This is a genomic window from Granulicella sp. S156 (assembly GCF_009766105.1).
GTDB lineage: Bacteria > Acidobacteriota > Terriglobia > Terriglobales > Acidobacteriaceae > Granulicella.
In genome coordinates, this window is the sequence record NZ_LMUH01000026.1 from 650,129 (window position 1) to 665,635 (window position 15,507).

Genomic DNA, 15,507 nt, shown 5'->3' on the forward strand with positions numbered 1-15,507 from the left:
GCGTCAGGTCGTTGCTTGTTCTTCCTGCTTCGGCAGTTGCATCGCTTCGATCACGCGTTCATAGAGCTTGTTACGCCGCTCGTACCGGGCGGTGGCACGCGTCACGTAGCGCACCTCCAGGTCCACTCCCGCACCTGAAGGCCGCAGATTGACCTCTGGCTCCGCTGAGTACTGGCTCAGGCCATGATGCCTTGAAGCTCTCTGCCACTCTGCCTCTGCCAGCCTTGAATCCTTCTCTGTCTCATCCGAGACTGCCTTTTGTATGCGGTCGATCGCCTTGTAGGTATCCTCACTGGCTGGAACGGTCACCTTCAGCTCGTCCCACATCCACTGGCCTGCGGTCGAGAAGTTGAAGAACTGCCCGCTGATCGCAAACTTGTTGTTGAATGCCACTCGCCGCCCTGTCGGGTGTCCATTCGCAGTCCAGTTGCCCGTCTCGAGCAGCGTCGTGCGGAAGAGCCCGATCTCCAGGACCTCACCGGTGACGCTGTTGATCTCCACTACATCGCCAACACCGATTCCGTTGCGTCCCATCAGGATGAACCAGCCGACAAAGCCCAGAATGAAGTCCTGCAGCGCCACCGTGAGACCCGCCGTCACAAGCCCAATCGCCGTCGATAACTGGCTTGGAGATCCAAAGATCACCAGCAACAGATTGAGCAGCGCAAACACATCAATCACCAGCCGCGCGATCCTTCTCAGAGTCCGCATCCTGCGCTGATCGAGCGTCTCGCGCTCGGTCAAACGGATCACCAGGGCGTTGACCAGAATCGTGAAGATCAAAATGACGACGATCCATGTCGTCTGCACGAGCATCAGGTGCACCAAAATCCGATGCTGCAGGTCCACCTGCATGGCCCACTTCGAGTAGACGTCGACCAGCCGCTGTTCGGTCGCGATTCTATCGTTGTAGATGCCCATCAACTGCCGCTGCAGACTCATCCGCTTCAGGCCTGCAACCTTGTCCGCCGCAGCTTCGGTGTCCGTGGTGCCCGGGGCCTGCCCGTTGGTGTCGGCTTGCAGGCGGTTATGCTCCGCAGTCAGCGAGGCCACCGTCTGCTCGGAGCTGGCCTTCGCTTCGAGGATCAGCGCATAGCGGCTCCGCTGCGCACTCCACGCTCCTATCAGTCCCGCCAGGGTGCGGTAGCGTTTCACCGAGGTGACCGCTGTCTCGCCAGCGCCGCTGGCATCGAACTTCTTCATCTCCGCCTGACGTGTCGTCAGCTCCTGCTGGATCTCGCCACGCTGGTCGCCTGAGGCCCGCGCGAGATCGTCCTGCGCATCGCTCAGCTCATCCTGATCGAGCCCCAGTTGTGCCTGCACGATATCCAGACCGTCGCTGTCGTTGGGGGCAACGGCTTTCACCGCGGCCTGATCGGACGCGACCTCGGCCTTGAGCATTGTGACCTTACGCTGATCTGCCAGCGCGCCGCCGGTCAGGGTCCGCTGCTTCAGGTTCGCCGCACGCAGCGCAGCCGCAAAGGCCTGATCAACATCGTGGTCGGCAAGACGCTCGGCCTCGTGCGCGTAGTTCAGCTCTTCCTGCGTGACCGCCAGCGCAGCCAGCGTCGATGCGGTCTGCCACGGAGTCTGGTCCACGAGCGTCTGCTGGCCCTGCACCAGCTTGCCTGCTGCTCCCCGCTGATGCAGGAAGGGCAGGTTGGCCATCGCGTCGTTCGTCTTCCATGTCAGGAGGAAGCCGATGACCAGCAAAGAGGTCAGCACCACTAAAGCGCCCGACGCCACCCGCCCAAACAGTGGTTTACGTACTGTTATGTTCTCTGTTGTGCTGATTGTCCCGTTGCTCTTATCTGGTATCTGGCCCATCCTCCTATTTTCGCATTTTGAGCCACCCTACCGCCGCCAAGCCAATCGCCCCTCATTCGGAGTAAGCTTTTCTGTTCGCATGCCAACAAGCGCTGCGGCACAGGAGAACATGCCCCGATGAGCAATCTGCACTACCAATCCGGCTTCGGCAATGAGTTCGCTACGGAAGCCCACCCAGGCGGTTTGCCGGTGGGCCAGAACGCGCCGCAACATGCGCCGCTCGGCCTCTACACCGAGCAGTTGAGCGGGAGCCCGTTCACCGCGCCAAGGCATCTCAACCGCCGCACCTGGACCTATCGGATACGACCCTCCGTCATGCACCCGCCCTACACCCGTATCTCCAATGGATTCGTGCGTTCCACGCCCTTCAACGAGGTCGAGACCACACCCAGCCAACTGCGCTGGGACCCGATTCCATTGCCTACGAAGCCGACTGATTTTCTCGATGGCCTGACCACGCTCGCGGGCAACGGCGACCTCTCCATGCATTCCGGCGTCGCGATCCATCTCTATGCGGCGAACAAGAGCATGACCGACCGTTTCTTCTACTCAGCCGATGGCGAGTTGCTCTTCGTGCCACAGTTGGGTGGTCTGCATCTGCACACCGAATTGGGCATCCTCGAAATCGACAACGGAGAGATCGCAGTCATCCCCCGTGGCATTAAATTTCGCGTGAAATTAACCGGCAAGGAGGCCCGTGGCTACGTGCTGGAGAACTTCGGACAGCCGCTGCGGCTGCCGGACCTCGGCCCGATCGGCGCAAACGGCCTCGCGAATTCACGAGACTTTCTTACGCCGGTCGCCGCTTATGACGACCGCGATGGCGCTAAGTTCGAAGTTGTCGCGAAGTTTCTCGGCAACCTGTGGACTTCGGAGTTCGATCACTCTCCGCTGGACGTCGTCGCATGGCACGGCAACTATGCGCCCTACAAATACGATCTCCGGCTCTTCAACTGCATCAACACGGTGAGCTTCGACCACCCGGACCCCTCGATCTTCACCGTGCTGACCTCACCCAGCGAACTGCCCGGAACGGCGAACGTGGACTTCGTGATCTTCCCTCCACGCTGGATGGTGGCCGAGCACACGTTCCGCCCACCCTGGTTCCATCGCAACTTCATGAACGAGTTCATGGGCCTGGTGCAGGGGCAGTACGACGCCAAGGCCGAGGGCTTCGTGCCCGGAGGGGCATCGCTCCACAACTGTATGTCCGGCCACGGACCCGATGCCGAGACCTTCGAGCGCGCGTCGAATGCCGAGCTCAAACCAGTGAAGCTCGACGGCACGCTGGCCTTCATGTTCGAGACCCGCTTCGCCTGCCGCCCAACGAAGTTCGCCATGGATACAGCCATGCTGCAACACGAGTACTACGAGTGCTGGCAGGGGCTGAAGAAGAATTTCAAAAGCAGTAAGTAGAGAAGAGATCAGAAACGAGAGATCAGAGAACAGAAAAGGCCCCCACTGCTGGAGGCCTTTGCTGTTTCCTGTTTGCTGTTTCCTGCCTTTAGAAGCTGAACGAGGTCTGCAGCGAGATACGTCGCAGCGCGCTGGTGGTCGTGTACGGGCTGCCGGTTATCTGTGTGGACTGGCCAAAGTCTTTAGAGGACAGTACTCCCTGCGGTGTCGCGAGGTCCTCATTGTTGAAGAGGTTCTGCACCTGCAGGCCAAAGGCCAGGTTGTAGCGCCTGCCGGTATTGGAGCCACCACCGCCAAATCCGGGGCCGCCACCACCAGGGCCACCGCGACCGCCGCCACCACCGTTGCCACCGCCGCCGCTACGGCTGCCACTGCCGCTGTGACTGCCACTGCCACCAGTGGGTTTGGGAGCCGTCGAAGGCCCAAAGCCAATGGTCTTGGTGAGGCGGAAGTTGAAGGTGAACAGCGTGGGGCCAGTGCAGGCATTGATCGGCGCCACCGACGCACCAGCGACTATGCCCGGCTGAGCGAACGTACCGCAACCTGCAATGGTCTTGATGGTGTTTCCGTTCGTCGCCACGCCCGTCACGATGTCGGGGCGATCATTGAAGTAGCTGTCACCATTGTTGTCGGTGCCTGTCGTGACGTTATAAGGGTTGCCGCTCTGCGCGATCATAAAGGGACTGAACTGGATGAACTTCGGCAATGTAATCGAACCCGCCAGGAAGAGGCGGTTCTTCACGTCGAAGGTTGTGCGTCCGTAGTCGTTCGCGATGTTGCCCGGAGTCGTGATCTCCGCCCCCGCACCCGAGGTGTCACCATGTGCCGAGTTCAGCGAATAGTAGCCGAACAGCGAGATCCGCTTCGACGTCTGCACGCGGCCATTGATGATCAGCTGGTTCTGGTTGAAGACACCTTCGCTGAAGTACTGGTTATTCGGAGCGCCCGTCGCGTGCGGCGTGGCCGCGTCGAAGTCGTAGTTGATATTCTGCGTCGCAAGCTGATGCACTCCCTGGGAGTGCAGATAGTTCACCGAGATCGTTCCATAACGCCCTACCTGCTGATCCGCGCCCCCGGCAAACTGCACAATATAAGGCGAACGCAGATTCGATGTCGCGGAGTAAGTGGTCTGCGCGGAGGCCCCGGTCCCACTAGGCACGCACGCCGCAATCAGGTTCGACGCGCTGGGCAAGCAAGTTGCAACGGGATTCGGCACCGTGTACACCGTCGTGTTGATGCCATTCTCTGCTTCCAGAGTCAGGACGTTGCTCTGCTGAAAGCGGTCATAGAACAATCCGAAGCCGCCACGCAGCACCGTCTTGGGCGCGCCCTTGCCGCCGAACAAGCCATAGTTGAACGAGGCACGCGGGGCGATGTCATGGTGATCCGCGAGATGGTTCTGCGTCTCATAGCGGAAGCCATAGCTGACCGTCAGATTCTGGCGAGCCTTCCAGTCGGTCTCGAGATACACGCCGAGGTCGGTGTCCGTGTCGCCGATCTTATGGTTGTTCACCTGCGTAATGGTGAACTGACTAGGCGTACCCGTTTGGTAGGTGTGATCATCAGCAGTCGCGACGCCTGTGCAAGGGGCATTGCTGGCAGTACTGCCGTCGACCGTGTTGCAAAGACCCGAATAGATAAACAAGCCGTTGGTGTTGCTTCCCGTGTCCTCCGCCTCTCGTGTAGCGCGCAGACGCCCACCGAAGCGAATGAAGTTCTTCTTCAGCTGGAGCGAGGTATAGTTCTGCACCTCGTAGTGGTCCTGGTGGTCGGAGAGGTTTTGGCTGCCATAACCGCCAGCGGTGAACGAGCCCGACACACTAACGGTCGGTGTATTGTTGAGCGCCGTGTCCTGCACATGCTCCCGTTCGTACTCGAAGCGTGTTTCGTTAATCAGCTTCGGACTGAAGGTTTCCGTGTCACTCATCTGCAAAATATTGCTGGTCGTGCTGCCGTTATAGGCTGCTGTCGGAAGCGTCAGGTTTCCGATACCCGCATTCGTAGAGTCGTTTTTTACATACTGATAGCGCGTGGTGAGGACGTTCTTGTCACCCAGCGCAAGATCCACTCGCGGATTGAAGTCGGCCCGCGTCTGCGGATAGTACGTCGATACCTGGTACGGGGTTAAAACACACGTTGTACTTCCAGGAGCGCAAAGTACTGTCGGCGCAGCGGCTGTCGCAAGAATATTCGTATTGGTGAACTGGTCGTCCTGAATCTGGCGATACGATCCACCCAAATTGTAGGAAGCTGACTTGTTCAGCGGCCCGGTCAGATTTCCGAACAGAAAGAGCGTGTGATACGGCGGTTGATAGCCGGTCGCCAGCGGATCCGACGAGTTGAACTGCGATGGATTTCCGTTGACCTGAATATTTCCGTGAATCTTGTCTGTACCAGGCTTGGTGAAGATCTCGATGCGTCCATAACCCAGCTTGTCGTACTGCGCCGAGAACGGATTCTGGTTGATGCGGATCTCGCGGATGGAAGACTTCGGAGGAAGCTGCCCGCCGGTGAATCCATCGACGTAGATCTGTCCGCCGTTGGGACCTGCCGAAGGACCGGCCAGGGCCGTCAGCTCACTCGATAGCTCGTCGGGATCGTCGGAGAGAGCGTCGAGGTCCTTGCCCGTAAGAATCGTCGCGCTCTGGTTCGAGTCGGGATCGACGCTGAGTTGGATCGCGTTCGCGTCGACGTTGATGACCTCGGTCTCTTCGCCGATCTTGAGCTTCGCATCGACGGTCGTGCTCGCCACCGCAGGGATCTTCAGATTCAGCATCGAGTACGACGCAAAGCCCTTCATCGCGACCAGGAGTGTATAGCTCCCTGGCGCAATGTTGACGCTGTAGCTGCCGTCACTGCCCGATGTCGCCGTAGTGGCATTGCCATGGGCCGGCGTAAGGGTAATGGTCGCGCCGGGAATCAACTCACCATCGGGATCGGTGACGGTTCCGTGAACCTTAGTAGCACTCTTGGCACCGGACTGCGAGGTAGCGACCTGCGGGGCAACAGCCTGCGGAGCCGATGCCGGAACAGTAGCGGCAGGACCGCTGGACGGAGTCTGGGGCGTCTGCGCAACCCCCGGCAGAGCCAGCAACGAACACACAAATCCCAAAATCAGCGCCTTGCGCAAAGACATCATCACTACTCCTAAACGTTCAAAAACTTACTTTGTCGGACTCGCTCGACGGCAAGTCCGTTATCCTCTTGCACCGCAACCGACGGCTTATTGTTGCCCGCCACCAGCATCGCCCCCGCCACCAATACTCCACGGCGACAGTGTCATGGCCTGGCCCGCAGGCTGTGCCGCAAGAATCGGCTCGACACCTGCCAGCAGCGTAACCGCCGTTGCCTTACCCGGCTGCGACGCACTCGCCACAATCATCACAGCCTCGCCCGTCTTCAGGCCGGCAAGGGTCTCCGTCGGCAACCGGGAGAGCATCTGCGAAAGATCCATCCCGGCGCGCCCGGCGCGGTGTTGGCCGTCCTCAGCAGGAGCTTGCCCACCAGCGGGGGCTGCTGCCCCGTTCGCTCCGGGAGTAGCACCGGGGGTCGATCCACCTCGCAGACGCGCCGCCATTCTCGTAGCTACCTCTACCGGAATGCGGTGAACATCGCTGTTCGGCGTGATCGCAACGATCACTGTCTTCTTCGTAGCAAGGTCCTTCAGGGTCAGCGTACCGGCAGTACCGTCGATAGAAGCGATCGTGCCTGAGAAGTTGCTGAAGGAACCGGTCACAATCTCATCGGCTGCAACGCTGCTGCCATCCGCCGACTTGGTGCCGCGAACGCGAAGCTGGTCGCCGGGCTGGATTGCACCAATCGAACTCTTCACGGCGTCCTCAAAGCGTACCGAACCGTCGGAGTAGCGGCGAATGATCGTCGCCGGCGTCGTCTGCACAGCCACAATCTTAAGGCCGCTGGAGATCGTGATGGTTCCAGCGGATGCGTTGACGGACTTGACGATACCGCCGCCGCCCTGGGTCCACGCTTCCGACTCTGCCGCATGCGTCTCCGCAATCGCGGCCGACTTCATCACAATGATCCGCTGCGCCGTCAGCGCGGTGCCTGTGTCGCCTGCCGCCCCTGTAACCAGCACCTTGTCACCGACCGCGATATCGCCCAGATGAGCGGGCGTCGCAGACTTCAGGTCGTGGCTGCCCGGGGCTACTTCCAGGATGCTGGCGGCGGCTGGCACTGCGACCGTGTAGTCCTGACCGGCGGTCGTTGTAACCGTAATACCCGTATCGGTCGTGGCTTTCACCGTACCCGACGCGTGCGGTGCGGCTGCCGGGGTCTGCGCACTCGCGCTAAACACTCCAGCCAACGCCAGTACTCCGGCGGCAAGTCCTGCAATCGTTTTCACCTTCGACGCTGCTCGCATCGTGTTGCTCCTAACATTCCCAGCTGGTTTCTCGTAACTTCAACCGCTGGCATTCATCCAGCGCAAAACAGCGCCAAGGGGCTCACATCTGACGCAGAGCGCGATGCAAATGCTTGCGGTGCGCTTTGCGTCACTATCCTTGGATACGCATAAGCACGATGAAAGTTTCTATTGAAGGAATTTAGGCGACGAATTCCATGTAAAGACTTGTCAAGATTCATCTTTTGCCTCTCAGGAGCATCTGCCGAGCGGGCCCCGATCCCCGGCAGATCCGGAAAAATCGCCGTCGCAGTTGGGCCGCGACGGCGATCTTTCACCAGACAAAAGGACTTCCCGTAAGTTATAGACCCGTAAGGTTCCCCGGGCTGGTCGTGCACTGCCATCCCTGCCGCGAGTGCGCGCCATCACAGAAGGGGCGCTTCTCGCTCAGGCCGCAACGGCAAAGGCTGATCGCCGGCTTGCCGGTCAGGTCCCACTCCTGGCCATCGGCGTCCTTCAAAATGATGTGACCTTCCACCCGCAGTGGGCCGTTGGGCCGTACCGTAATATGAACCGCTTCTTCTGCCATCTCTCAATCCTCCGTATAGGCCCAGAATAGCAGGGCGCCACCTGGGGATAACTCGGCAGGTGGCAAACTACTCGACGCTCTCCACCATGACCTCGTCGATATAGCACCAGCCCCAGCTTTCACCGGGCTCGATGGACCGCAGTACCGGATGTTTCGTCGCCTGGAAGTGTTTCGTCGCATGCTTGTTGGGCGAAGAGTCGCAGCAGGCAACATTGCCGCAGATAAGGCATTCGCGCAGATGAACCCAGTAGCTGCCCATCTTCAGGCACTCTTCGCAACCCCTCTTGGAAGAACGCTTGACTGGTTTCAGATCGTCGAAATGGTGACAGCTCATGAATCCCTCCAGTTTGGTTGTCAGTTCTCAGTTTAAAACTTACCTAAGAGGCCGCTTTTGCCGTTGTTTGTTTCTCGTCGTCATCCTGAGCCGTAGGCGAAGGACCCCCGTATTTCGGGGCTGCCACGAACGAATGCGGGGTCCTTCGTTCGCTACGCTCTCTCAAGGATGACGACGAAAAACAAGCAACGACAAAGCTTCCAGACAACTTTACGCCTTCGCCAAACACTCCCGCTGCGCCTTCAACAACTCCTGGATCCCCAGCCCGGCAACATCCAGCATCTCGTTCAACTGCGCCCGCGTATAGGTTTCACGCTCGGCCGTCGCCTGGGTCTCCACGAGGCCGCCATCCGCGGTCATAACGACGTTCATGTCCACCTCCGCGCGCGAGTCTTCCTCGTAAGCCAGGTCGAGCAGAACGCGCCCATCCACAATCCCCACCGAGGTAGCCGCCACCATCTGCTTCAGCGGAGACTCCTTGAGCGATCCAGCCTCAACCAGCTTGCCCAGCGCCAGCGCCAAAGCCGTGCAGGCCCCGGTGATGGCCGCTGTCCGGGTTCCACCGTCAGCCTGCAGCACGTCGCAGTCGAGGATGATGGTGCGCTCGCCCAGCAGCTTCATATCCACCACCGACCGCAGGCTGCGCCCGATGAGCCGCTGAATCTCGTGGGTACGGCCGCCGATCTTGCCGCGTTCGGACTCGCGGGCGGTGCGGGTGAGCGTGGCGCGAGGCAGCATGCCATACTCCGCCGTCACCCAGCCACGGCCGGAGTTGCGCATCCAGCCCGGAACACCGTTTTCGACCGTTGCATTACACAAGACACGGGTGTGGCCCACCTCGATCAATACCGAACCCTCTGCCGTGGCAACGAACCCCGGCGTCAAACGCAAAACACGGGCCTGACTGGCAGCCCGGCCACCGCTACGAAACAACTCTTCTTTTTCACTCATTCTGTTCATTATAGGAACCCATCGGCTCGACTTGGTACTCCAAGTACCTATGGACCCTCGCGCGGAGCCGAAAAGCCTTGACGCAACGGGCGCGACGGTACGCAAAGGAGCGCCACGGAAGCCGTCGCGGACCTTGGCGTACCGTCGCGCCCGCTGCGTCAAGGTTTTTTACAACCGATTCACATGGCCCCAGATCCGCGCGAACACCGCACACCGAGGCTGCGCCGCCACCTCGTCGCTGTGTACAATCGCAGTCGAAATCGAACGTTAAAAGGACATCGACCTCATGACCATCACTCCCGGAAAACTCGCTGGACTGAAAGCCGTCTCCGACGCGCGGAACGTCATCGCCGCCGCCGCTATGGATCAGCGTGGATCGCTGCAGAAGTCGCTGGCTAAAGAGCGTGGCGCAGCCGCCGATGCCCACGATCTCGAGGTCTTCAAGACGCTCGTGACCGAGGTACTCACCAAGCATGCCTCCGCCATCCTGCTCGACCCCGAATTCGGCCTGCCGGCTGCCCAGCAGCGCAACGGCAAAGGCCTCCTGCTGGCCTACGAGAAGACCGGCTACGATGCCGCCACAGCCGGCCGCCTGCCTGACCTGCTGGACCTGTGGAGCGTGCGGCGGCTTAAGGAAGCCGGAGCCGATTGCGTCAAGATTCTGCTCTACTACACACCCTTCGAGAAGCCCCGCATCAACGACCTGAAGCATGCCTGGATCGAACGCATCGGCGCCGAGTGCGTGGCTTACGATATCCCGTTCTTCCTCGAGTTCGTCGGCTATGACGCCGACGGTGGCGACGAAAAATCCGTCGCCTACGCCCGCAAGAAGCCCTCCATCGTTGCGGGCGCGATGACCGAGTTCTCCAAGCCACAGTACGGCGTCGATGTGCTGAAGGTGGAAGTGCCGATCGTCATGGAGCACGTCGCAGGCACGAAGTCCTTCAAGGGCGAATCCGCCTACACTCGCGCGGAAGCCCTGCAGCACTTCCGCGATGCTGCAGCCGTAACCGAGAAGCCGTTCATCTATCTTTCGGCAGGCGTCTCGAATCCGGTGTTCATCGAAACGCTGGAGCTCGCAGGAGAATCAGGCGTCGCCTTCAACGGCGTCCTCTGCGGCCGCGCAACCTGGAAGGACGGCATTCCGATCTACGCCGTAAAGGGTGAAGCCGCCTTCCGCGACTGGCTCAACACCGTCGGCGTCGAGAACATCGAGAACGTGAACAAGGCCCTCAAGGCCGCAACGCCGTGGACGGCGAAGGTAACTGGCTAACACTTCATTTACCCCAAACAAGGAACGGCAGCGGAATCTCCGCTGCCGTTCTTGTTTACGGATCTTGTTGCCGTCCCGTAGAACGGTTTCACCAACAGTGTGATTTACGGATGAACCACCCCAAAATTGTCATCTCGACCGGAGGCGGCGCACTTTGCCGCCGTAGCGGAGAGACCTGCAGTTTGTTGGCGCGGGCACCCTTGCAAGTGCGGGCAACCTGCAGGTCTCTCCACTGCGCATGAAGATAAAGCCATCATGCTTCGGTCGAGATGACAGTTTTGGGGTGGTTCATCTGCACATCACAAGAGCTGTGTAATCGCTCTGAGGAACTTGCTACTTCGCACGCGCGATTCCACTCACGCCCCCTCACGCTCACCCACCTCCGCCACCGCGTGCGCCACCAGAAACAGATACACCACATTGACCCCAAACAACACCCATTCCCCAAACGCCAGACTTTGGAAGAAGTGTCTATCGTCAAAGAAATTTTTGCCGTGGGTAGCCGACTCACCCGCCAGCAGATAAAACAGAAGCGCCAGCAGGCAGGCCAGCAAGACCTCCATCACCAGCAAAGCTCTCCCCCTCCCTGCCCGCAGTGCACGCCAAACTACTAAGCCAAGCAGAACCAGCATTCCCGCAGCCGCAGAGATAAATGTGGCATACGCCAGATCGATGTGAAGAGCTGAGTATCCCGCCTCAAACGGTCCCATCAGTCCGATCGCAATAGCCGCCATCAGCCCTGCGCCGAACAGCAGCGATCCAGCAGCAGCCAACCCGCGATGCACCCGCTGCAATCCCCGGAAGAACCACAGAGCAACGGGAATCAGCACAACGCCACAAAGCGTTATCCCCGCATCCGCAGCCAGATAGCCATGCGGATTGTCCCCGTGTGACGACAGGTTGGAGAGGATCGCCCGCTTCAGATCGATCGATTGCCCCGCGTAGTACGGAACCGTCGAGATCAGCATGCCGGCAAGAAAACTTAGACTGCTGATGGGAAGCAGCACGCGCTGCACGGTGCGTGCTGTGAGGAGTCTTCTCCCCACAGCACCCGCATCCGTTCTCGAGGTACTGCCCTCTGCTCGATCATGATGCTTCATGAATGAGCAAAGTTTATACGTCGATACGTCCTAGAAAAAGTGGACGATCGCCGCCTGGGCTGCCGGCAGGGTAAACGTGAACGTACCATTCGTCAGGGTTGACGGCGACCCGTACCCTCCCGTCCACGTTCCATCCGAGTTCATCGACGCGCCGCCGAACGTGATACCGCTCTGTGCGGTCACGTCGTTGTTCGCCTGCTTCAGCACAATCACTGCGGCCTGCGTATAGGTGCCGCCGGGAGTAATGGTCGCCGTCACGTTGACCGCTCCTGAGCCATACGTCTTGTTGATGATGTGAACCGTCTCTCCGCCGTTGCTCTCCAGCAGTCCATAAGCGGCCACATTGGCATTGCTGGGGTTCGACACCGTCGTAGCCAGCGGCTGGCCCTGGCTGCCATAGTGGTATGCCCACAGACCGTATCCCGGGCCTTCCAGCGTGTACGACGATGCCGCGCCCACCGGCGAGATCGCGTTATACGATCCAGCATCCGATCCAATCGGCCCAGTGTGCAGGTTCATCCCTGCAAGGTTTGTGTTGTAGGCCATGTAGCAGAAGTAATCCATCGCCCACAGCGCCGCAGCATAGGAGTTGGTCACACCATTGTTCGAACCGCCGTACGCGCTATTCGTCTCTTCAATGCGGACGTTGTAGCCGTTGTTGCTCGCGTTGTCGTTGAACTTGTTGTAGTAGCTCTGGTACGCCGCGTCCAGCGATGACGCCAGCAGATCTGCATCACCAGCGCTGACCGATCCGAAGTCCGCGGCATCGCCCGCCGGATAGGTGTGCGATGTAACGTACCCGATCGTGCTCTTCAGCGAACCCTGGTAGGTAGCGTCGTTGATGAAGTCCGTGGAGAACGTGCAACAGCCCGCCGTCGAAGGTCCCGTGGAGAGAATCCCGCTGTTGATCTGGGAGCGGAACGCGTTGCTGAACCCGTCATACCGCGACTGCCACGTCGACTGCGAGATGGCGCTGCCGGAGACGTCCTCACTGTTGTCCGGCTCATTGCCGACCTCGATGTTGGTGGGAAAGCTGTAGCTGTGGGTCACATGCTGGTCGTTGTAAAGCCCCGACACATACGACACGCTCGAACTCTGGTTGTAGAACTGCTTCACCGGAACCGTCCAGATCAGTTCCCCACCGATCAGGTTCACAAACGCATCGACGTTTGCACCGTCCTGCGCCGTCGCATAGGGCTGCCGCTCCGAGGAGTTTCCGCCAATCCGGATACTGCCCACGCCGATCTTCTGCACCATCGTGCTGTAGGCCGTCGAGGTTCCGCTCAACCACGCAGCCCCATTGTTATTGGCGGCTTCGATCGAACTCATCTCCAGCGAAAGGCCTAAAAAGTTAGTCGGGATCGCGCTCCGAAGCTGCGTCGAGTCCAGGTTGATCGAGATGCTAGCCGAGCTCTGCGCAAACAGCGGCGCCGCCAGCAACATTGCGACTGCAGCCAAGCCGCCGTTACGTGCGCGGCACATCCCACTCTTACTCCACAAGCTCTCTCTCCGCATAAAAACTCCCAATGGTCAGATTTGTTCGCAGTTCGGTCAAACCGGTTTTACAGAGGCAAAGATATGGCTGAACTTCGAGCGCGAGCATCTTAACCGTCAAGTAAAGCGCTTGTCTAGAGGTTTCTAAAAGAAACTTAGATATTCTTTTATTGGCAATACGAAATAATTTTCCCTATTGCTGAACTGCCGGCATGCTCAAAACATCGGTCGAAGAGCGTGTCATCTAACGCATGCGATTAGTTCGATGCCCACCTTAGCCACGCAAAGAGCGCGTGTCGAAGATGGGGCACACGGCTTTTGCGAACCGCATGGACATTCGATTACTCTGGCTCCAACCATGCCACGTCTCAATCTTGCTGCCGTCGCCCTGCTCGTCGCGAGCGTTCCCGCCTACGCGCAATACACCTCAGGAAAGATCATCTTCAAGAATCCCGGAAAAATGGCCCAGGCCGACCTCGAAGCAGCCGGCGGAATCCATAGTGGGCAGAAGGTTACGACCGCAAACCTTCAGACCGTGGCACAACGGCTGATGGATACCGGCTACTTCGACGATGTCGGGGTTGGCGTTGAAGGCCCAGCGAGTGCGCTGGCCGTCACCTTCACACTGAAGCCGCTTGATCCACAACATCTGGCCGCGACTGGCTTCGAAAACTTTGTCTGGCTCACGCCCGAGGAACTGACCGCAGTTCTGCACAAAGCCGCGCCGCTATTTCATGACCAGTTGCCCGATGCAGGCAATCAGCCGGACGCCATCAACACCGCTTTGCAGGAAGCGCTGGCAGCAAAAGGTGTGACGGCAACCGTAATCCACGAAACGCTCGAGCCTTCCACCTCGCAGCCCCTGCGGGTCGTCGAATATCGTGTCGAGCATCCGGGCGTGCGCATCCACGGCATCGCGCTGCAAGGGATTTCACCTGCCATGTCGAGCGACATGGAAAAGCTCGCACAGAAGCTGCGTGGCACTCGCTACAACGAAGGGCTGGCCGGTGTGACCACTGCCGGCGTTCTGCTTCAGCCCTATCACAACGCGGGCTACCTTGAGGCGAAATTGAAAAACGTGAGCCAGACCCTCTCCCAGCCGGAGCCCTCCATTGTCGATGTGGACCTCACCGCAACGGTGGATGAGGGTGAGCCTTATCATGTGGGCACTCTGGCGTTCGCTGGAACGCCGATCATCGCCTCCGACGCCGTGTTATCCACGGCCAAGCTGCATCCCGGCGATGTAGCTTCACGGAAGCTGCTTCTGGACACGCTCGCGCCGATCGACATTGCCTACAAGCGTCAGGGTTACATGGATGTCTTCGTCGAACCGAGCGCATCGCTCGATACCGCCGCGCACACGGTGAGCTACAACATTACAGTCGTTCCGGGTGAGCAGTACCATCTGCGCAGCGTGACTCCGCTGAACCTCTCGCCCACGGCGCAAAAGGACTTCGACACAGGCTGGCGCATGAAGCCAGGCGATCTCTACAACGCGGAGTACATCACGAGTTTTCTCAAGAACAACACCGCACTGCAAGCCCTGAATGGCTATTCAGCCGGATTCAAAGCCTCTGCCGATCCGCAAACGCACCTAGTCGATCTCACAATCACCTTCGTACGCGGCGCAGGCGCTCGATAACTCAGAGGGTGACCAGGGAGGTTGGAATGGCTATCGCAATCGAAGGTGCCGTGCCGTTGTTAACCGTGTTCGATGTCCCGACGTCCATTGCCTTTTACCGTGACGTACTGGGCTTCGAAGTTGTCATGACCTCCAAGCCTTTCACCGAGGCAAAAGACGATTACGGCTGGGCTATGCTCCGCCTGAACGGCGTCGAGCTGATGGTGAACAACGCCTACGAAAATAACATTCGCCCCGCCGCTGCCGATGCCTCACGCGTTGCTGCGCATCGAGACACTGCCATCTACTTTGGATGTCGCGACGTAGACGGGGCCTACGCCTATCTGCGCTCGCGTGGGACCACTGTGCAGGAACCAAAGGTTTCCTACTATGGGATGAAGCAACTCTATGTGAGCGATCCAGATGGGTACACGCTTTGCTTCCAGTGGCCGGTTGAGTATCAATTCAAGCCCTGAACATCTGCAACCACACCCTAAAGCCTGTCATTTCGACCGACCAACGGGAGCGGAGAAACCCCTGCA

General features: G+C 59.3%; 12 protein-coding genes. 4 read left to right on the top strand and 8 right to left on the bottom strand.

Features of this window, described 5'->3' with window-relative positions:
* Positions 1–3: 3 nt before the first annotated feature.
* Positions 4–1,827, bottom strand: a complete 1,824-nt coding sequence (locus GSQ91_RS24140) for a mechanosensitive ion channel family protein (protein WP_158824290.1) — start codon at positions 1,825–1,827, stop codon at positions 4–6.
* 117 nt (positions 1,828–1,944) lie between these two features.
* On the opposite strand from GSQ91_RS24140, the gene hmgA reads away from it, so the two are divergent.
* Entirely contained in the window at positions 1,945–3,243 is a 1,299-nt protein-coding gene (gene hmgA / locus GSQ91_RS24145; RefSeq protein WP_158824291.1) for a homogentisate 1,2-dioxygenase, read from the top strand.
* An 88-nt stretch (positions 3,244–3,331) separates the two neighbouring features.
* On the opposite strand, the gene GSQ91_RS24150 is transcribed toward hmgA, so the two are convergent.
* The 5 genes from GSQ91_RS24150 to rph form a co-directional block, all read right to left on the bottom strand.
* On the bottom strand, positions 3,332–6,382 hold the full coding sequence (locus GSQ91_RS24150; RefSeq protein WP_158824292.1) for a TonB-dependent receptor: 3,051 nt from the start codon (positions 6,380–6,382) through the stop codon (positions 3,332–3,334).
* Positions 6,383–6,466: 84 nt separating this feature from the next.
* Positions 6,467–7,624: a hypothetical protein gene (locus tag GSQ91_RS24155; protein WP_158824293.1), complete on the bottom strand. Its 1,158-nt coding sequence runs from the start codon at positions 7,622–7,624 to the stop codon at positions 6,467–6,469.
* Positions 7,625–7,964: 340 nt separating this feature from the next.
* Positions 7,965–8,192 (bottom strand): CDGSH iron-sulfur domain-containing protein, encoded by a 228-nt coding sequence (locus tag GSQ91_RS24160; RefSeq protein ID WP_158824294.1) that lies wholly within the window; start codon positions 8,190–8,192, stop codon positions 7,965–7,967.
* 67 nt (positions 8,193–8,259) lie between these two features.
* The gene (locus tag GSQ91_RS24165) at positions 8,260–8,526 is read right to left on the bottom strand and encodes a UBP-type zinc finger domain-containing protein (RefSeq protein WP_158824295.1); all 267 of its coding nucleotides are present in this window, start codon (positions 8,524–8,526) and stop codon (positions 8,260–8,262) included.
* Between the two features lie 210 nt (positions 8,527–8,736).
* A complete protein-coding gene (gene rph / locus GSQ91_RS24170) occupies positions 8,737–9,477 on the bottom strand; it encodes a ribonuclease PH (RefSeq protein WP_254064858.1) in 741 nt (246 codons plus the stop codon).
* Between the two features lie 286 nt (positions 9,478–9,763).
* Between rph and GSQ91_RS24175 the strand changes: the two genes are divergently transcribed.
* On the top strand, positions 9,764–10,750 hold the full coding sequence (locus tag GSQ91_RS24175; protein WP_158824296.1) for a tagatose 1,6-diphosphate aldolase: 987 nt from the start codon (positions 9,764–9,766) through the stop codon (positions 10,748–10,750).
* A 356-nt stretch (positions 10,751–11,106) separates the two neighbouring features.
* On the opposite strand, the gene GSQ91_RS24180 is transcribed toward GSQ91_RS24175, so the two are convergent.
* Both GSQ91_RS24180 and GSQ91_RS24185 read right to left on the bottom strand, forming a co-directional pair.
* A complete protein-coding gene (locus GSQ91_RS24180) occupies positions 11,107–11,796 on the bottom strand; it encodes a hypothetical protein (protein WP_158824297.1) in 690 nt (229 codons plus the stop codon).
* A gap of 84 nt (positions 11,797–11,880) precedes the next feature.
* Complete coding sequence (locus tag GSQ91_RS24185; protein WP_158824298.1) at positions 11,881–13,332, bottom strand: glycosyl hydrolase family 79 C-terminal domain-containing protein; 1,452 nt, start codon at positions 13,330–13,332, stop codon at positions 11,881–11,883.
* Positions 13,333–13,702: 370 nt separating this feature from the next.
* Here GSQ91_RS24185 and GSQ91_RS24190 point away from each other — a divergent pair, with 370 nt between their 5' ends.
* A complete protein-coding gene (locus GSQ91_RS24190) occupies positions 13,703–14,986 on the top strand; it encodes a POTRA domain-containing protein (protein ID WP_158824299.1) in 1,284 nt (427 codons plus the stop codon).
* A 26-nt stretch (positions 14,987–15,012) separates the two neighbouring features.
* Positions 15,013–15,441, top strand: a complete 429-nt coding sequence (locus tag GSQ91_RS24195) for a VOC family protein (protein WP_158824300.1) — start codon at positions 15,013–15,015, stop codon at positions 15,439–15,441.
* Positions 15,442–15,507 lie beyond the last annotated feature (66 nt).